Below are 16,729 nucleotides of genomic sequence, written 5' to 3'. Positions count from 1 at the left end.
CTCTACAGGACAGGCTCTCGCGCAGGCGATTGTCTCGCGCGGGCGTTGGCGCTACCCATTGGGATAGGATAAGGCGGCGCCCGGGGAGATCAGTATCATGTCCGACAGCACCACCGAACCGCCGGCCTCCGTGGCGGAGCATGATGGCGTGGATGGCCGCACCATGCAGATCGCGCTGGTGGATGATGATCGCAATATCCTCACCACCGTATCGATCGCGCTGCAGGCCGAAGGCTTTGCCACCCGCCTCTATTCCGATGGCGAGACGGCGCTGAAGGCGCTGCTCGAAAATCCGCCCGATCTTGCGGTGTTCGACATCAAGATGCCCAAAATGGACGGGATGGAGCTGCTGCGCCGCCTGCGCGAACATTCGCGCCTGCCGGTAATTTTCCTGACCAGCAAGGATGACGAGAGCGACGAGGAAGCGGGCCTTGAACTGGGCGCGGATGATTACATCGCCAAGCCCTTCAGCCTGCGCCTGCTGGTCGCCCGCATCCGCGCGATCCTGCGCCGTGCCGAGCCGCTGCAAGCCGATGCCGATGTCACCACCCAGCCCGAACCGGCGCCGGCGACCTTGGCCCGCGGCCGCCTGTTCATGGACCCCGCACGCCACCAGGTCACCTGGGATGGCCAAGCGGTCAGCCTCACCGTCACCGAATTCCTGATTCTGGAAGCGCTGGCGATCCGTCCCGGCGTGATCAAGAGCCGCAACCAGCTGATGGACGCAGCCTATCCCGACGATGTGTTCGTCGATGATCGCACGGTCGACAGCCACATCAAGCGGATGCGGCGCAAGTTCAAACTCGTCGATCCGGCGTTCGACGCGATCGATACGCTCTACGGCGCGGGCTACAGCTTCACCGATGGCTGAAACGGGCGGTTCGGCCACGGCGGGCGAACGGCTCAGCGCGACCGGACGGTTTGCGCTCACCGCGCGCATCCTCGCGGTCAACATCCTGCCGCTGGCGATCATGGGCGGCGCGCTGTTCTACCTTGATGGTTATCGCACGCAGCTGATCAACGAGCGCTTCAAGCTCGCCCGGATCGAGGCGCAGATTACCGCCGAGGCGCTCGCCGGGGCCAGCCGCGAGCGGCAGGAGGCGCTGCTGGTGCAGATCGGCAAGGAACAGCGCATGCGCCTAAGGATGTTCGATGCCGAGGGCAAGCTCACCGCCGACAGTTTCGCGCTCGCCGATCCCTCGTTCCGGTTCAACGACATCAATGATGACGACTGGGAACAACGCTTCGCCCGCTGGCTCGATCGCACGGTGGACACCATCGTCAGCGCCGAGGCGGTTCAGGACTATGTCGAGCCCGAAGCACAGGACGCCAATGCCTGGCCCGAACTCGCCCGTGCGCGCGAGCTCGGGCTTTCGCAGGTGCGACTCTATGACTGGAGCGACGGCACGCCGGTGATCACCGCCGCCGCGCCTGTGGGCCTGCAAGGCGCAACCTTGCTGACAGTCCGCAACGCAGTCGACATCACCGAAAGCGTGCGAGAGGCCCGCACCACGCTGTTCTTCGCGATGTTGCTGGTGCTGGGCGCATCGGCGCTGCTTTCGTTGTTCCTCGCCCGCACGATCGTCACGCCGCTGCGCCAGCTGGCCAAGGCCGCGGTGCGCGTGCGGCAGGGGCGCGAGCGCGAGGTCGAAGTCCCCCGACTGCCGCAGCGCAGCGACGAGATCGGTCTGCTCGCCCGCGCGGTCTCGGACATGACCGGCGCGCTGCGCCAGCGGATCGACGCGGTCGACAGCTTTGCGGCGGACGTGGCGCACGAAATCAAGAACCCGCTCGCCAGCATGCGGAGCGCGATCGAGTCGCTCCCGCGGGTGGAAGACCCGGCGCTGCGCAGCGAGCTGATCGCCATCGCCACCCATGACGTGCGCCGGATTGACCGCCTCGTGAGCGAGATTTCCGATGCCAGCCGGATCGACGCGGAAATGAGCCGCGCCACGCTCGAGACGATCGATCTGGCCGACCTCGCCCGCGCGATCATCGGCGGACGCGAGAACCGCGCCGAGAACGAAGGCCGCCGGATCGAGCTGACGAGCACCGGCCCGGCGGCGCGGGTGCGCGGGGTGGGCATGCGGCTCGAACGCGTGATCGAGAACCTGCTCGATAACGCAGTGTCCTTCTCCCCGCCCGATGCGCCGATCGAAGTGATGATCCACCGCGAAGGCCGCTCGGTCAGTCTGTCGGTCTGCGATCACGGCCCCGGCATTCCCGAGGAATCGCGTGAAAAGGTATTCCAGCGATTCCATTCGGTGCGCCCCGATGCCGAAGCCTTCGGCAATCATTCGGGCCTCGGCCTCGCCATTGGCCGCGCGATTGCCGAGGCGCATGATGGCACGCTGACCGCCCACGCCCGGCCTGACGGAACGCAGGGCGCGTGCCTGCGCTTGCAGCTCCCCGCAGCCGCATGAGCGCCGGGCACCCCATCGTGATGCAGGCGAGCGCGGTCGTCATCGGGGGCCGTGCGCTGCTGATCGAAGGGCCGCCGGGTAGCGGCAAATCGAGCCTCGCACTGGCGCTGATTGATCGCGGGGCGGCACTGATCGGCGATGACGCGGTGACGCTGACGGCGAGCGACGGGCGTTTGATCGCCGCACCCCCGCCCAATATCGCCGGCCTGATCGAGGTGCGCGGGGTTGGACTGATCCGCCTCCACGCCGTCTCCGACATACCTATCGCCCTAATCCTATCTCTTGGCGGCGCTACGCCTGTCCGCCTGCCCGAAGTGCCCCTGCCCTACCGTACAATCGCAGGTGTGGCCATTCCGGTGCTCGCTTTCGATCCCGGCACAATCGCGCCCGCGCTGCGCGCAGAACACGCGCTGTCCTTGCACGGACTGGCGATCAATCCTGCTTCCCTTTGCGGCGCATCCGCGCAAGATATCGCGCCATGACCGACGCGCCCGCCCCCGCCTCCACCGATACGCCAGCCCAGCAACAGCTGCTGCTGGTCACCGGCCTTTCGGGCGCGGGCAAATCGACCGTGCTGGCGGTGCTCGAGGACATCGGCTGGGAAGTGATCGACAACTTCCCGGTGCGACTACTCAAGCGGCTGGTCGCCAAGCCCGAGGAGCCGCGCGGCCCGCTTGCCATCGGCTTCGATTCGCGCACCCGCGGCTTCGTCCCCGCCGATGTCATCGCGCTGGTGAAAGAGCTTGCCGCGCGTCCCGATATCGCGCTGACCTTCCTATTCCTCGATTGCGCGGGAGGCGAACTGGAGCGCCGCTTCAACGAAACCCGCCGCCGTCACCCGATGGCCGCTGGCCGCCCGGTGCTGGAAGGGATCGCGGCCGAGCGCGAATTGCTCGAACCGCTGCGCCGCTGGGCCGACATGGTGATCGATACCAGCGCGATGACCAGCAACGATCTGCAAGGCCAGGTCCGCACCCTGTTCGGCACGGACACCGATGCCGCCGCGATGACGGTGACCTTGTCGAGCTTCGGCTTTGCCCGCGGAATGCCGCCGCTCGCCGATCTGGTGTTCGACATGCGCTTTCTCGACAATCCGCACTGGGTGCCGGAATTGCGCGAGCAGACCGGGCAGGATGCTGCCGTGGGCGAACACATCGAACGCGACCCTGCCTTTGCCCAAGCCTTCGTCCGGATCCGCGATCTGCTGCTCCTTCTGCTCCCGCGCTATCAGGCGCAAGGCAAGCCCTATGTTCATATCGCCTTCGGTTGTACCGGCGGGAGACACCGCTCAGTCTACACCACCGAACGCATGGCCGAAGGCTTGCGCGCCGCAGGGTTTTCGCCCACTGTCCGGCATCGCAATCTGGGCTCGCGCGCGGCGGATGAAATCGAACGTGATCGGCGTTAGGCGCAACCCGGTAGGTCTGGCATTGTCCAGACGAGTGGAAACGCGTAAGGGTCGCTCCCCCGCGGCCAAGCAACGGACCCTTTTTCGCACATGATCGGCTTGATCCTGGTTACTCACGGTCGTCTCGCGGACCAGTTTGTCGAGGCGATGGAACACGTTGTCGGCCCGCAAAGCGGCATCGTCACCGTGTGCATCGGCCCCAATGACGACATGGAACAGCGCCGCACCGATATCGCCGAGGCGATCACTGCGGTCGATTCCGGCAGCGGCGTCATCATCCTCACCGATCTTTTCGGCGGCACGCCTTCGAACCTCGCGATCTCGCTGCTCGAAGCCGGGCGGATCGAAGTGATCGCAGGGATCAACCTGCCGATGCTCATCCGCCTCGCCGGTGCACGCAAGGCGATGGATGTCACCGCCGCCGTCCATGCGGCGCGGACTGCGGGGCGCAACTACATCACCATCGCCAGCGAACTTCTGGGGCAGGACAGCCCCCCGGTGCGGGCCAAGGCATAGGGAGCCTGATGGTGGGGGAGGCACGGCAGAGCGTTCTGATCGTCAACCGGCGCGGCCTGCACGCCCGCGCCAGCGCCAAGTTCGTCGGCGCGGTCGCGGGCCTGCCCGAAGGGGTCAAGGTCACCGTCAGCAAGGCCCCGCACAGCGCCGCAGGAGGATCGATCCTCGGCCTGATGATGCTCGGCGCGGCCAAGGGTGACACGGTTGAAGTCGCGGTCGAAGGCACCGATGCCGAAAACGTGCTCGGCGAACTCGTCGCGCTGATCGAAAACGGCTTCGGCGAGGATTGACGCGCGGCCACCCGCCCCGCCCACAGAATTCGCCATGCGCAAGCACATCACCGGCTTTTCCAACCCGACCGTCAAATATCTGCGGTCCTTGCGCGACAAGAAGCATCGCAAGCGCGCGGGCCAGTTCCTGGTCGAAGGGCTGCGCCTGATCGAGGACGCCCGCGCCTGCGGACGTCTGCCGCAAACGCTGGTGATGGCCGAGGGGCGCGAACATCCCTTGCTCGAACGGCTCGAAGCCGACGTCATGGCGGCAGGCGGCGAAGTGATTGCGACCACGCCCGACATCCTCTCCAAAATCACCGGCAAGGATAACGCGCAGAGTGTGGCCGGGGTGTTCGACGAGTGGGACACCTCGCTCGCCGCCCTCGACCGCAACGCCGCGCCGATTTGGCTCGCGGCGCAGGCTCTGCGCGATCCGGGCAATCTCGGCACGATGCTGCGCACCTGCGACGCGGTGGGCGCAGGAGGCCTGATCCTGATTGACGACTGCGCCGATCCGTTCAGCGCCGAGGCCGTGCGCGCGAGCATGGGGGCGGTGTTCACTGTGGGCGTGGCGCAGGCACGCTGGGACGAATTCCTGCCGTGGCTGCGAAGCGGGAGCGGGCAGTTGGTCGCCGCGAGCCTGCGCGATGCCGTGCCCTATCGCGGCGCGGCCTATCAGGCACCCTGCTTCATTCTGGTGGGCAACGAATCGCAAGGGTTGCCCGAGGAATACGAAGCCGCCTGCGACCTGCGCGTCACCATGCCGATGAAAGGCCGCGCGGATTCGTTGAACGCGGCGGTGGCAGGAGCGGTGCTGGCTTACGAGGTGCTGGCGGCGCTGGAGACGTAATTACTCCGCCGCGTCCTTGCGATCTTCGAGCGCGGGGTATTCTGCCTCGACCTCTTCAGCGTCAGCCGCATTGTAGCGCGGGGCGCTTTCCACCAGCGGCACGTCCTCGATCGCGCGCTTGCCGATTTCGACGCCCTTGTCCGCCAGCCGGCGGCCCGAGGACAGCACATTGCGTTCAAAGCTGCCGACGAACTTGTTGTAATTGTTGACCGCGCTTTCCAACCCGCCGCCGACGCGCTTGAGGTGCTCGGCAGCCGTGGCGAGGCGATCGTAGAGCTCGGCGCCCATGCGCCCGATTTCCTGCGCTTCCTTGGCGAGGCCATCCTGCCGCCACACCTGCGCAACAGTGCGGGCGATGGCGACGAGGTTGGTCGGGGTAGCCAGCAGCACGCGCTTGTCGAAGGCGAAGTTCCACAGATCGGGATCGGCTTCGAGCGCTGCGGCGACGAAGTGTTCGCCCGGCACGAACATCACCACGTAATCGGGCGCTTCTTCAAATTGCGACTGGTAGCTCTTGGCGCCCAGCGTCTGCACGTGATTGCGCATCGAGCGCACGTGATCGGACAGCGCCTTCGCCCGCGCATCCTCGTTCTCGGCCTCGAACGCCTCCTGATAGGCGTTGAGCGAGACCTTGGAATCGATCACCAGCACCTTTCCGCCCGGGATCCGCACGATCGCATCGGGCCGCAGCCGGCCATCCTCAGTATCGACCGAATGCTCCATGACGAAGTCGGTATGCTGCGCGAGCCCGCATTGTTCGAGCAGGTTCTGGAGCGCCTTTTCTCCCCAGCGCCCACGCGCCTTGGGCGCATTGGTGAGCGAATTGCCGAGCCGCTGCGCCTCGCGCTTAACCTCGTCCTGGCCCTTGCGCATTTCCTCGATCACGCCGGCCAGCTGGCCGAAGGCATCGACGCGCTTTTCCTCCAGCGCCTTGACCTGCTCCTCGTAGCTCTTCAGCCGGTCCCCCACGGGGGCAAGCAGGGCCTTGAGCTTTTCCTCGCTCGCCTTTTCGGAATAGCCGAGGCGTTCCTCGGCGCGCTTGAGGAAGGCTTCCTGCGCGCGGTTCAGAACCTGTGCGCCAGTATTCTCGAACTCCTTGAGGAGATTGCTCCGCGATTCTTCGAGCAACCGCTTCTGCTCCTCGAACGCAGCGCGCTCGGCGCGAAAGCGGGCGTTTTCCTCGCGCGCGGCATCGAGCTGGGTCGCGAGTCCATCGGCCCGCGCGGCGCGTTCGGACATGGTAGCAAGCTCGGTCACGGCCGCGCGGAACTTCTCATCCAGCGTCTTGGCCCCGTCCTCAGCCTCGGCCAGCCGCGCACGCAGATCGGCCAGCGGCCGCGAGGCAAGAAACCATCCGATCGCGGCACCGACGGCGAGAGCGAGAATCGCAAGAATTGCAGGGTCCATCACACACTCCTACACGGAACGTATAGGGAACGCTAGGGCGTTGCTCGTCTTTCCAACAGGAAAGCGGGGCCCCGGATCCAGTCCGGGGTGACGAAAGGAGAAAGCTTTAGCCCGAAGGGCCACGAGCGCACGCGCGCGAGCCACAGGTGCCCCGTAGCGAAGCGAAGGGAATAGCACCGAGGATGTGCCCGCGGAGGCGGGCACACAAACAGACTACGCCGCCCGTCTGATCTTTTCGAGCTTCTTCAGCACCATCGCGCGCTTCAGCCGCGAGAGGTGGTCGATGAAGAGGATGCCTTCGAGGTGATCCATCTCGTGCTGCAGGCAGGTCGCCAGCAGGCCTTCGAGCGCTTCCTCGTGGGTGTTGCCGTCGAGATCCTGGTAGCGGACCTTGCAGGTCGCCGGACGATCAACGTCGGCATAGATCTCGGGGACCGAGAGGCAGCCTTCCTGATAGGTCGAAAGCTCGTCCGCCGGATCGAGGATCACGGGGTTCACGAACACCCGCGGTTCCTTCTTGGTCGCGGGGTGCGTGTGCTTGTGGCCGTTGTGGTGGCATTCCACCGGCTCGGCATCCGGGTCTTCGGGCTGGAGATCGATCACCAGCACGCGCTTGGGCACGCCGACCTGGATCGCGGCGAGGCCGATGCCGGGGGCATCGTACATCGTCTCGAACATGTCTTCGACGAGGCTGTTCAGCTCAGGGCCGAACTCATGCGGTTCGACCGGAGTCGAGATGGTCTTCAGCCGGGGATCCGGCACTTCGAGGATTTCACGGATAGCCATAGCGGCTATTTAGGCGAGGGACGCGCGAATATCAACGCGGGGCGCGGGCAAACAGCTTGCGCGCCACCGGCCCCCATCCCAGCCAAAGTTCCGTCACGATGATCGGGAGGGTCAAAGTCAACCACTCCTTGGTCGTCTCCTGCGTGTCCTCGATTGGAATGAAACCCAGCAGATCGCTTTGCGCCTGATTGATCAGCCGCACCCACACGAAGGCACCACCGAGCGCGAAGGCGCGGATGGCGAAGCGGCGGTGATTGGCAAAATCGCGACGGCGGGCGGCCTGCCATGCGATCGCCGCGAACAGGAACCACAGCGCCCCAAGGATCGATAGCGGGATGCGCGATCCGGGCCACTGTATGGTGCTGCCAAGATAGATGCCAAGGATGGCTGCCACCATGCAGTTGGCCAGAAACACGCGGCCGAGCCAGCGATGCAGCTGCGGGCGGTTTTGCCGCAACCCCGGCACGAACTGGAACGGCGCGATGACCAGTATCGGTAGGGCCACAACCGCGTGGGCGAGATACCAGACGGTGTGGTTCCAGAGGGTTGATCCGGGCTGCATTTCCGGCTCAGGCAGGGCGACAATCGACTGTCCGAGAAAATATAGGCTGGCAACCACAAAGCCCGCCCAGAACGCATACCAGACCGGGTGGACCCGGTGCCTTGCCTGAGCATTTGCCTGTGTCGCCATTGCCGACAATCCCCCCGTCCCGACGCGGGAGCAAACTACCCCACCGGTCGCCGCGCGCGCAAGGCCTGCGCCAGCGTGCCTTCGTCGAGGTAATCGAGCTCGCCGCCGACGGGCAGACCATGGGCAAGCTGGGTGACGCGCAGGGGGAAGGCTTCCAGCCGCTCCGCGAGGTAGTGCGCGGTGGTCTGGCCTTCGAGCGTCGCGTTCATGGCGAGCACCACCTCGTCGACCCCGCCCGCTTCGACGCGTGCAAGCAGGCTGGCGATGTTGAGGTTCTCCGGCCCCACCCCGTCGAGCGCCGACAGCCGCCCGCCGAGCACGTGGTAGCGCCCGGGGAATAGCCGCGCGCGGTCGAGCGCCCAGACGTCCGAGACTTCCTCAACCACGCACAAGCTGCGCGCATCGCGGCGCGGATCGGCGCAGATGCCGCACGGGTCGCGCGTGTCGACATTGCCGCAGGTCTGGCATTCGACCAGCGTTTCGGAGACCGCAGCCAGCGCTTCGAGCAGCGCGGGCAGCGCGCTTTCGCGATGCTTGACCAGCCACAGCACCGCCCTCCGCGCCGAACGCGGCCCCAGGCCCGGCAGACGGGCGAGCGCAGAGCTGAGGGCTTCGATCTCTTGCGATGCCATAGCGGGGGAGATAGGGCCTGCGGCTCGCTTCACAAAGGCTTCGGGCAAACCTTATGCGCATCATCTTCATGGGAACGCCCGAATTCGCGGTGCCGGCGCTGACGGCATTGCATGATGCGGGACACGAGATCGTGTGCGCCTACACCCAGCCGCCGCGTCCGGCGGGGCGGGGGAAGAAGCTGAGCCCCTCACCCGTAGCGCTCGAGGCCGAGCGGCTGGGGGTGCCAGTGCGTTCGCCCGTGTCGCTGCGGAATGCCGAGGCGCAGGCCGAGTTCGCGGCGCTTGATGCCGATGTCGCGGTAGTTGCCGCCTACGGGCTGATCCTGCCGCAGCCGGTGCTCGATGCGCCCAAGCATGGCTGCCTCAATATCCACGCCTCGTTGCTCCCCCGGTGGCGCGGGGCGGCGCCGATCCACCGGGCGGTGATGGCGGGCGATGCCGAGACGGGCGTCACGATCATGCAGATGGAAGCCGGACTCGATACCGGTCCGATGCTGCACAAGGTCACTGTTCCGGTCGCGCGCAAGACAACCGGCGAGCTGTTCGTCGAACTCGGCGCCGTCGGCGCGGCGGCGATGGTGGAGGTGCTGGCCGATCTTCCTGCCTTCCCTCCGCAAGTGCAGGACGATGCGGCGGCAATCTACGCGCCGAAGATCGACAAGGCCGAGGCCAAAATCGACTGGAGCGAAGCCGCCGATGTGATCGAGCGGCTCGTGCGCGGCCTCGCCCCCTTCCCCGGCACATGGTTCGAACTCGAAGGCGAGCGGGTCAAGCTGCTGCTGGCTGAGGCGGTGGATGCACAAGGGGCGTCCGGCACGGTGCTGGACGATGATCTGACCATCGCCTGCGGGAGCGGCGCGATCCGGCCCCTCAAGCTCCAGCGCGCGGGCAAGCCGGCGCTCGAACGGCCTGAGTTCCTGCGCGGACGGCCCGTGGCTGCGGGGACGCATCTCGCGTGACCCGTTTCGCGCTCACCCTCGAATTCGACGGCACGCCGTTCTTCGGGCTGCAACGCCAGAGCCACGGGCCGAGCGTGCAGCAATCGGTCGAGGATGCGCTTCAGCGGATTACCGGCGAGAACGTGGTCATGCATTCGGCAGGGCGCACCGATGCGGGCGTCCACGCGCTGGCGATGCGCAGCCATGTCGATATCGAGAAGCCCTTCGATCCGTTCCGGCTCGCGGCAGCGCTTAATGCCCAGCTTCGCCCCGATCCCATCGCGGTCACCGCCTGCGAGGTGGTGGCGGAGGATTGGCACGCGCGCTTTTCCTGCACCGGGCGGCGCTATCTCTACCGCATCGCCAACCGCCGCGCGCCGCTCACCCTGACGCGTGACCGCGCGTGGCATGTGCCCCAGCCGCTCGACGCCGCAGCGATGCACCGCGCCGCGCAGGCGCTGGTGGGAAGACACGATTTCACCACCTTCCGCTCGGTCCATTGTCAGGCTGCCGATCCGGTGAAGTCGCTCGATCTGCTCGACGTGGAGCGTGTGGGTGAGGAAATCCACATCCACGCCGCCGCGCGCAGCTTCCTGCACCATCAGGTGCGCTCGATGGTGGGCTGCCTCAAGCTCGTGGGCGCAGGCACCTGGCCCGAAACCCGCATCGCCGAAGCGCTTGAAGCGCGCGACCGCAACGCTTTGGGGCTTAACGCGCCCCCTCACGGCCTCTACTTCGTCGAGGCAACCTACCCGGATTCGCGAGAGGAAAAACAATGACCACCACCGGAAAGCAGCTCTTCACCACCCTCACCGCCGACGGCAAGCTGACGCTGGAGGTGGCGACAAGCCAGTTCCCCGCGCCCACCGGCAATCAGGTGCTGGTCAAGATGGAAGGCGCGCCGATCAACCCCAGCGATCTCGCGATCCTCACCAGCGCCGCCGATTTCGAAAACGCCGAATACACCCCCGGCAAGGTCGTCGCGGTGATGCCCGAGCCCTTCCTCACCGGTAACAAGGGCCGCCACGGCCAGCGCCTGCCTGCCGGCAACGAGGGCGCGGGCACCGTTATCGCGGCGGGCGAGAGCGACATGGCGCAGGCGCTGATCGGCCAGCGCGTCGCGTGCGTGCCGGGCAATGCCTTCAGCCAGTATGCCATTGCCGATGCGATGATGTGCCTGCCGCTGGGCGATCATTCCTCGGAAGTGGGCGCATCGAGCTTCGTCAATCCGATGACCGCGCTCGGCTTTGTCGAGACCGCGAAGATGGAGGGCCACTCGGCCATCGTCCACCTCGCCGCTGCCTCGAACCTCGGCCAGATGCTCAACCGCATCTGCATCGAGGACGGCATGAAGCTGGTGAACATCGTCCGCAAGCCCGAGCATGTCGCCATGCTCAAGGCGCAGGGCGCGACCTATGTCGTCGATAGCTCGGCCCCGACCTACATGGCCGATCTGCGCGCCGCGATTGCCGAAACCGGCGCTTTCTTGGGCTTCGATCCGATTGGCGGGGGACAAGCCTCGGACGGGGTGCTCAAGGCGATGGAGCAGGTCGCTGCGAGCCAGATGGGCGAATTCTCGCGCTATGGCTCGAACCAGCAGAAGAAGATGTACATCTACGGCCGGCTCGACCTGTCACCGACGATCCTGACGCCGTCTTACGGCCTGCAGTGGAGCATCGCCGGATGGCTGCTCACCCCGTTCCTCCAGCGCGCGGGAATGGAAACCGTCGTACGGATGCGCCAGCGCGTGCAAGTCAACCTCACCACCACCTTCGCCTCGCATTACAAGGCCAAGGTGACGCTGGAAGGGATGCTGGAGAAGGACAACCTCCTCGACTACCGCCAGATGAAGACCGGCGAGAAATATCTGGTCACGCCCTGGGGGTGAGGCCCGATAAGCCACAACCCGTCATCCGTGCTTGACACTGGGTTGGGCTTCTTTTCGCAGTGTCTGAAGGAAAGTAGCCGAGTCCCGTGTCAAGCACGGGGCGACGGGTCGGGCGGTATCTCGAACATAAGCGGATGGCCGCTTTCAGCGTTCGAGAAGTAGGGCGCGAATGGCGGGAGTTGGGTGGAAAACGGACGCTACCGACAGCCTATGTTCTCTAGTCGCCCGTCGAGACCAATGCGAAATTGGCCGCAACCATAGCCAGTCGCTCCAGTCATCGTTGATACGGTGTAGGTAATCCCGGTTCGCAGCTTTTTCGCAGTAATCGAAACAGCGGGAGTGCCGATCATCGGATCGGGAACGCCAGCTTTATCGTAGCCATAGGGTTGGCCCCGAAGAGGCTGCCCATAAACTATTGGAAATTCGTTCTCGCAGCTGTCGTCGTAAGAGATCGTCTGTTCCCAGACTGTTGCCATGTCATCTTCTTCCGCTCTCACCTCTACAGAGCGAACACAGTCGGCACCCCATTGCGGATTAGCCTCGAATATCAAGCGTCCGTCTGACCACTTCGCTTGCACGTCGTAAGAATATGAGCAGCCAGTCAGTGAAACGATGCACAGCGTTAAAAGTGAGACTCGCAACATGTCCTTGAGAAATGCCCCAATTGGCAAATGTCAGCAATGGGGTCGCTTCCCGAACGTCAGCTTTTGTTGCGACAGAGCAAAAACCCGCCCTCACCCATCAAACGCCGCCTGCACCGCCGCCGCGTCCGTAACCCCGTTCGCAATCAGCACCATCAGCAACACTCGCGCCTTGGCCGGGCCGAGCGCCCTGGCCGCCACCAGCCCCAGACCGTCGTCATCCACCTCGACATTGCGGTCGACGAGCCCCTCGTCGACGCGGGTCGAGCGGACGACTGGCACGCCGTTCGCTGCGGCGCGGGCGAGCGTCTTGATGACGCGGGCGGGTGCATTGCCCTGCCCCATGCCGGCCAGCACGAGCCCCACACACCCGATGCCGAGCAGAGCTGCCACGGGCTTTTCGTCCATCCCCGCGCCTGCCGTGAGGATCCCCACGCGCGGCAGCTCCGCCGGGAAGGCGTAGCGTGCCGCTTCGCCTGCGCGGTGCGGCGGGCCGAACCAGTCGAGGCTCGACGGCGTGACCCGCGCCAGCGGTCCGCGCGGGAAGCTGCGGAAGGCATCGATCTGCGCGGTCGCCGCCTTGCGGGCATCGCGGGCGGCGAGCACGGCATCGCCCATCACCAGCATCACGCCTCGCCCGGCTGCCGCCGGATCGCCCACCACCTTCACGGCGTTGACGAAGTTGCGCATCCCGTCCGCGCCCACCGCGTCCGCAGGCCGCATCGCGCCGACCAGCACGATGGGCTTGGTGGTCGGCAAGGTCAGATCGAGCAGGAAACCGGTTTCCTCGGCCGTATCGGTGCCGTGGGTGATGATCACCCCGGTGATCGCCGGATCGGCCAGCGCGCGGGTGCAGGCGGCGTGCAGCACCTGCCATTCGGCCCAGCCGATATCCTGCGATCCGATGCGCGCAATATCCTCGGGCACCAGTTCGGCAGCGAGGCCGAGGGCATCGAGGTGCGCGATCAACACCTCCAGCCCCAACCCTCCCGGGCGATAGGCAGCACCCGTCGCATGCGCGCCCGCGCCTGCAATCGTGCCGCCGGTACCCAGAACCAGAATGCGCGGATGTGTCATGCCGCATGCCCTACCCACCCGCCGCTCGGAGCGCCACAGGACAATTGCATTTGCGCGGCGAGGCGCTAGAGAGCGCTCCCACGCCGTGGGGCGGTTAGCTCAGTTGGTAGAGCATCTCGTTTACACCGAGAGGGTCAGCGGTTCGAGCCCGTTACCGCCCACGGCGCGAGCCTCCGGACAGACCGGAGCGCCGCGCGAGGGGACAGCCGATGGATCTCCAGCTTCAGGGAAAATCCGCTCTAGTGCTCGGCGCGAGCAAGGGCCTCGGACGGGCCATTGCCGAGGCGCTGGCGGCCGAGGGCGCCGAGGTTATCACCGTCGCGCGTTCGGCCAGCACCACGCCGCAACTGCGCCACATCACCGCCGATCTCGATGATCCGGCCGCGCCCGACGTCATTATCGCCGCAGTTCGCGAGCTGGGCCTTGCGCCCGATATCCTTGTACTCAACAGCGGCGGCCCGCCGACGGGGCCTGCGGCGACCACCACGCCGGCTGATTTTTCCGCGGTGATGGGCCGGATGTTCAATTCCCAGCTGACGCTGGTGCAGGCGTTCCTGCCCGAAATGCGGGCGCGCGGGTTCGGACGGATCCTTGCGGTGGCCTCGACCAGTCTGATTACCCCGATCCCCGGCCTCGTGCTCTCCAACGCGGTGCGCGCGATGCTGGCATCGTGGTGCAAGACCCTCGCCGCCGAAGTCGCGGCTGACGGGGTCACGGTGAACCTGCTGCTGCCCGGCCAGATCGCCACGGACCGCCTCACCAGCCTGCACGCCGCGATGGCTGCCGGTAGCGGGATGGCGGCGGAACAGGTTACCGCCCGCTCGATCGCAGCGATCCCTGCCGGGCGATTAGGCCGGCCCGAGGAGTTCGGTGACATGGCCGCCTTCCTCGCCTCGTCGCGCGCGGGCTTCATCACCGGCTGCGCCATCAAGGTCGACGGCGGGCAGACCGCGACGCTCTGACGCGCCGCGCCGCGCGGCTCACTTTGAAGCGAGACTTTCGCGGATCATGGCGATGGCTTCGGGGCTATCCCACTCATAACCACCCGCCACGCGCAGCACTTCCTTGCCGGTCGCATCGAACAGGATTGTCAGCGGCAGCACGCCTTCGGGCGAGAACTGCGCGGACATCTGCGTGTCGGGATCAAGCCAAGGCTCGAGACGTGCGAAGCCCTTCTCGGCAAAGAACGGCGTCACCGCGTCGGCCCCGGTCAGATCCTGACTGATGGTGATGACCCGCACCTCGCCCTCAAGCTCGCCCGCCAGCCTGTCGAGCTGCGGCATCTCGATCACGCACGGCCCGCACCAGGTGGCCCACAGGTTGACCAGCACCGGCCCGTCCTGCGCACCCAGATCGAGCACCTTGCCGGCCGGATCGCGCAACTGCAGCGCGGGCAGCGGCGTGCCGGCGAACTTGCGCTCCACCACGCCCGCCGGCGTCTTGCTTCCTTCGGCTGCCTCGCCCGGTTGCGCTGGCGCGTCGGCGGCCCTATCGCATCCGGCGAGGATCAGGAGCGGCAGTGCAAGGATGAGCGACAAGCGGGACATGACAGGCTCCGGGAATAACAGCACCAACGCGATGTGGGGCGGGCGCTTCGCCGATGGCCCTAGCGCGATCATGCGTGAAATCAACGCCTCGATCCCGTTCGACAAGGCGCTGTGGCGGCAGGATATCGCCGCGAGCAAGGCTCATGTGGCGATGCTCGGCGCGCAGGGCATCATCGCCGCCGATGATGCGGCCACGATCAGTGCCGGGCTCGATCTGGTTGCCGCCGAATACGAACGCAACGGCGTGCCCGAAGACTGGGACCGCGAAGACATCCATATGACGACGGAAGGCAGGCTGGCCGAACTGATCGGGCCGGTCGCGGGCCGCCTGCACACCGCGCGCAGTCGCAACGATCAGGTGGCGACCGATTTCCGCCTGTGGGTGCGCGATACCATCGACGCGATGGACGAAGGGCTCGCCGGCTTGCAACGTGCGCTGGTAAGCCGCGCGGCCGAGCACGCCGACAGCATCATGCCCGGCTTCACCCATCTCCAGACCGCGCAACCCGTGACCCTCGGCCACCACCTGATGGCCTATTACGAGATGTTCCGGCGCGACCGTTCGCGCCTCACCGATGCGCGGGCGCGGATGAACGAATGTCCGCTGGGCTCGGCCGCGCTGGCGGGCACCGGCTTCCCGATCGACCGCACGGCAACAGCCAGCGCGCTAGGGTTCGATGCGCCCACCGCCAACTCGCTCGATGCCGTGTCCGACCGCGACTTCGCACTCGATTTCCTCTACGTCTGCTCCGGCACCGCGCTGCACCTCTCGCGCCTCGCCGAAGAGCTGATCTTGTGGGCGAGCCAGCCCTTCGGCTTCATCCGCCTGCCCGACAGCCTCTCGACCGGCTCGTCGATCATGCCGCAGAAGAAGAACCCCGATGCCGCCGAATTGGTGCGCGGCCATTCGGGTCGGGTTATCGGCGCGCTCACCAGTCTGATGATCACGATGAAGGGCCTGCCGCTCGCCTATTCCAAGGACATGCAGGACGACAAGCCGCCGGTCTTCGAAGCCGCCGGCCTGATGGCGCTGAGCATCGCGGCAATGACCGGAATGATCGCCGACGCGACCTTCAACACCGCGCGGATGCGGGCAGCGGCCGAGCTTGGCTATGCCACAGCGACTGACCTTGCCGACTGGCTGGTGCGGGTGCGCGGGATCCCGTTCCGCGAAGCCCACCACATCACGGGCAGCGCGGTAAAGCTCGCCGAAAGCCGGGGCGTCGCGCTCGATGCCCTGCCGCTTGCCGATCTGCAGGCGATTGATGCGCGGATCGACGAAAGCGTCTATGCTGCGCTGTCGGTTGATGCCTCGGTTGCGGCGCGCACATCGCTTGGCGGAACCGCGCCCGATCAGGTCCGTTTGCAAGTCGCCCATGCGGCCCGGATGCTGGGGATGGAGGAATGATGCGGATTGCGATTGCCCTAGCCGGTGCGCTTGTCCTTGCCGGATGCGGTGCCAGCGCGCCGCTGAAACCGCCCGCAGGCGCCAGCATGCCGACCGCGCCCTATGGCGCGCAGAGCGAGCCGACCGCCGATGAACTCCTCCGCCGCGATGCCCTCGCCGCACCCGAACGCAGCGTCGAACTGCGCCGCCGGTCAGAAGAACGCCAGGACGATCCCTTCGATCTGCCGCCCGAATAGAAGCGATAC

Annotated in this window: 19 protein-coding genes and 1 tRNA gene; 14 read left to right on the top strand and 6 right to left on the bottom strand. The window is 66.2% G+C overall.

What is annotated here, in order from left to right; translation table 11 throughout:
* Positions 1-163 precede the first annotated feature (163 nt).
* From BG023_RS06675 to BG023_RS06645, 7 genes are all read left to right on the top strand, one after another.
* Positions 164-871: a response regulator transcription factor gene (locus BG023_RS06675; RefSeq protein ID WP_150122927.1), complete on the top strand. Its 708-nt coding sequence runs from the start codon at positions 164-166 to the stop codon at positions 869-871.
* Positions 864-2,423 (top strand): sensor histidine kinase, encoded by a 1,560-nt coding sequence (locus tag BG023_RS06670; protein WP_069309766.1) that lies wholly within the window; start codon positions 864-866, stop codon positions 2,421-2,423. The genes BG023_RS06675 and BG023_RS06670 overlap by 8 nt, the downstream gene beginning before the upstream one ends.
* Complete coding sequence (locus tag BG023_RS06665) at positions 2,420-2,905, top strand: HPr kinase/phosphorylase (protein WP_069309765.1); 486 nt, start codon at positions 2,420-2,422, stop codon at positions 2,903-2,905. Before BG023_RS06670 ends, BG023_RS06665 begins: the two co-directional genes overlap by 4 nt.
* Positions 2,902-3,831 carry an RNase adapter RapZ gene (rapZ, locus tag BG023_RS06660; RefSeq protein WP_069309764.1) on the top strand — a complete coding sequence of 310 codons (930 nt, stop codon included), beginning with the start codon at positions 2,902-2,904 and terminating at the stop codon, positions 3,829-3,831. The genes BG023_RS06665 and rapZ overlap by 4 nt, the downstream gene beginning before the upstream one ends.
* 90 nt (positions 3,832-3,921) lie before the next feature.
* Entirely contained in the window at positions 3,922-4,347 is a 426-nt protein-coding gene (locus tag BG023_RS06655; protein WP_069309763.1) for a PTS sugar transporter subunit IIA, read from the top strand.
* Positions 4,348-4,358: 11 nt separating this feature from the next.
* The gene (locus tag BG023_RS06650; protein ID WP_069311180.1) at positions 4,359-4,637 is read left to right on the top strand and encodes an HPr family phosphocarrier protein; all 279 of its coding nucleotides are present in this window, start codon (positions 4,359-4,361) and stop codon (positions 4,635-4,637) included.
* A 34-nt stretch (positions 4,638-4,671) separates the two neighbouring features.
* Positions 4,672-5,469: a TrmH family RNA methyltransferase gene (locus BG023_RS06645; protein ID WP_069309762.1), complete on the top strand. Its 798-nt coding sequence runs from the start codon at positions 4,672-4,674 to the stop codon at positions 5,467-5,469.
* Here the strand turns inward: BG023_RS06645 and BG023_RS06640 are convergent, their stop codons facing one another.
* The 4 genes from BG023_RS06640 to recR all read right to left on the bottom strand — a co-directional run bounded on the left by BG023_RS06640 (position 5,470) and on the right by recR (position 8,985).
* The gene (locus BG023_RS06640) at positions 5,470-6,876 is read right to left on the bottom strand and encodes a DNA recombination protein RmuC (protein WP_069309761.1); all 1,407 of its coding nucleotides are present in this window, start codon (positions 6,874-6,876) and stop codon (positions 5,470-5,472) included.
* A gap of 213 nt (positions 6,877-7,089) precedes the next feature.
* Complete coding sequence (locus BG023_RS06635; RefSeq protein ID WP_069309760.1) at positions 7,090-7,662, bottom strand: peptide deformylase; 573 nt, start codon at positions 7,660-7,662, stop codon at positions 7,090-7,092.
* A gap of 31 nt (positions 7,663-7,693) precedes the next feature.
* Positions 7,694-8,353: a DUF2306 domain-containing protein gene (locus BG023_RS06630; RefSeq protein ID WP_069309759.1), complete on the bottom strand. Its 660-nt coding sequence runs from the start codon at positions 8,351-8,353 to the stop codon at positions 7,694-7,696.
* A gap of 35 nt (positions 8,354-8,388) precedes the next feature.
* Complete coding sequence (gene recR / locus BG023_RS06625; RefSeq protein ID WP_069309758.1) at positions 8,389-8,985, bottom strand: recombination mediator RecR; 597 nt, start codon at positions 8,983-8,985, stop codon at positions 8,389-8,391.
* Between the two features lie 53 nt (positions 8,986-9,038).
* On the opposite strand from recR, the gene fmt reads away from it, so the two are divergent.
* The 3 genes from fmt to BG023_RS06610 are packed head-to-tail and all read left to right on the top strand — an operon-like array spanning position 9,039 to position 11,811.
* The gene (fmt, locus tag BG023_RS06620; RefSeq protein WP_069309757.1) at positions 9,039-9,944 is read left to right on the top strand and encodes a methionyl-tRNA formyltransferase; all 906 of its coding nucleotides are present in this window, start codon (positions 9,039-9,041) and stop codon (positions 9,942-9,944) included.
* Positions 9,941-10,702, top strand: a complete 762-nt coding sequence (truA, locus tag BG023_RS06615; protein WP_069309756.1) for a tRNA pseudouridine(38-40) synthase TruA — start codon at positions 9,941-9,943, stop codon at positions 10,700-10,702. Before fmt ends, truA begins: the two co-directional genes overlap by 4 nt.
* Positions 10,699-11,811 (top strand): zinc-binding dehydrogenase, encoded by a 1,113-nt coding sequence (locus BG023_RS06610; RefSeq protein WP_069309755.1) that lies wholly within the window; start codon positions 10,699-10,701, stop codon positions 11,809-11,811. Before truA ends, BG023_RS06610 begins: the two co-directional genes overlap by 4 nt.
* 734 nt (positions 11,812-12,545) lie before the next feature.
* On the opposite strand, the gene BG023_RS06605 is transcribed toward BG023_RS06610, so the two are convergent.
* Positions 12,546-13,529 carry an asparaginase gene (locus BG023_RS06605; protein ID WP_069309754.1) on the bottom strand — a complete coding sequence of 328 codons (984 nt, stop codon included), beginning with the start codon at positions 13,527-13,529 and terminating at the stop codon, positions 12,546-12,548.
* A gap of 88 nt (positions 13,530-13,617) precedes the next feature.
* Here BG023_RS06605 and BG023_RS06600 point away from each other — a divergent pair.
* A tRNA-Val gene (locus BG023_RS06600) sits at positions 13,618-13,690 on the top strand.
* Positions 13,691-13,738: 48 nt separating this feature from the next.
* Positions 13,739-14,491 carry an SDR family oxidoreductase gene (locus tag BG023_RS06595; protein ID WP_069309753.1) on the top strand — a complete coding sequence of 251 codons (753 nt, stop codon included), beginning with the start codon at positions 13,739-13,741 and terminating at the stop codon, positions 14,489-14,491.
* 18 nt (positions 14,492-14,509) lie between these two features.
* On the opposite strand, the gene BG023_RS06590 is transcribed toward BG023_RS06595, so the two are convergent.
* Entirely contained in the window at positions 14,510-15,076 is a 567-nt protein-coding gene (locus BG023_RS06590; protein ID WP_069309752.1) for a TlpA family protein disulfide reductase, read from the bottom strand.
* 31 nt (positions 15,077-15,107) lie between these two features.
* On the opposite strand from BG023_RS06590, the gene argH reads away from it, so the two are divergent.
* A complete protein-coding gene (gene argH / locus BG023_RS06585) occupies positions 15,108-16,484 on the top strand; it encodes an argininosuccinate lyase (RefSeq protein WP_069309751.1) in 1,377 nt (458 codons plus the stop codon).
* Positions 16,481-16,720 carry a hypothetical protein gene (locus BG023_RS06580; RefSeq protein WP_190315824.1) on the top strand — a complete coding sequence of 80 codons (240 nt, stop codon included), beginning with the start codon at positions 16,481-16,483 and terminating at the stop codon, positions 16,718-16,720. Before argH ends, BG023_RS06580 begins: the two co-directional genes overlap by 4 nt.
* Positions 16,721-16,729 lie beyond the last annotated feature (9 nt).

Source organism: Porphyrobacter sp. LM 6 (assembly GCF_001720465.1).
Lineage (GTDB): Bacteria > Pseudomonadota > Alphaproteobacteria > Sphingomonadales > Sphingomonadaceae > Erythrobacter.
The sequence above is the reverse complement of the archived record's forward strand: the minus strand, read 5'-3'. Positions and strand labels throughout refer to the sequence as shown.

Excerpts from the sequence above, each read along its gene's own strand:
- BG023_RS06675 (WP_150122927.1), top strand. The coding sequence starts at position 164 with ATGCAGATCGCGCTGGTGGATGATGATCGCAATATCCTCACCACCGTA.
- BG023_RS06670 (WP_069309766.1), top strand. The coding sequence starts at position 864 with ATGGCTGAAACGGGCGGTTCGGCCACGGCGGGCGAACGGCTCAGCGCG.
- BG023_RS06665 (WP_069309765.1), top strand. The coding sequence starts at position 2,420 with ATGAGCGCCGGGCACCCCATCGTGATGCAGGCGAGCGCGGTCGTCATC.
- rapZ (WP_069309764.1), top strand. The coding sequence starts at position 2,902 with ATGACCGACGCGCCCGCCCCCGCCTCCACCGATACGCCAGCCCAGCAA.
- BG023_RS06655 (WP_069309763.1), top strand. The coding sequence starts at position 3,922 with ATGATCGGCTTGATCCTGGTTACTCACGGTCGTCTCGCGGACCAGTTT.
- BG023_RS06645 (WP_069309762.1), top strand. The coding sequence starts at position 4,672 with ATGCGCAAGCACATCACCGGCTTTTCCAACCCGACCGTCAAATATCTG.
- BG023_RS06640 (WP_069309761.1), bottom strand. The coding sequence starts at position 6,876 with ATGGACCCTGCAATTCTTGCGATTCTCGCTCTCGCCGTCGGTGCCGCG.
- BG023_RS06635 (WP_069309760.1), bottom strand. The coding sequence starts at position 7,662 with ATGGCTATCCGTGAAATCCTCGAAGTGCCGGATCCCCGGCTGAAGACC.
- BG023_RS06630 (WP_069309759.1), bottom strand. The coding sequence starts at position 8,353 with ATGGCGACACAGGCAAATGCTCAGGCAAGGCACCGGGTCCACCCGGTC.
- recR (WP_069309758.1), bottom strand. The coding sequence starts at position 8,985 with ATGGCATCGCAAGAGATCGAAGCCCTCAGCTCTGCGCTCGCCCGTCTG.
- fmt (WP_069309757.1), top strand. The coding sequence starts at position 9,039 with ATGCGCATCATCTTCATGGGAACGCCCGAATTCGCGGTGCCGGCGCTG.
- BG023_RS06610 (WP_069309755.1), top strand. The coding sequence starts at position 10,699 with ATGACCACCACCGGAAAGCAGCTCTTCACCACCCTCACCGCCGACGGC.
- BG023_RS06605 (WP_069309754.1), bottom strand. The coding sequence starts at position 13,529 with ATGACACATCCGCGCATTCTGGTTCTGGGTACCGGCGGCACGATTGCA.
- BG023_RS06595 (WP_069309753.1), top strand. The coding sequence starts at position 13,739 with ATGGATCTCCAGCTTCAGGGAAAATCCGCTCTAGTGCTCGGCGCGAGC.
- BG023_RS06590 (WP_069309752.1), bottom strand. The coding sequence starts at position 15,076 with ATGTCCCGCTTGTCGCTCATCCTTGCACTGCCGCTCCTGATCCTCGCC.
- argH (WP_069309751.1), top strand. The coding sequence starts at position 15,108 with ATGTGGGGCGGGCGCTTCGCCGATGGCCCTAGCGCGATCATGCGTGAA.
- BG023_RS06580 (WP_190315824.1), top strand. The coding sequence starts at position 16,481 with ATGATGCGGATTGCGATTGCCCTAGCCGGTGCGCTTGTCCTTGCCGGA.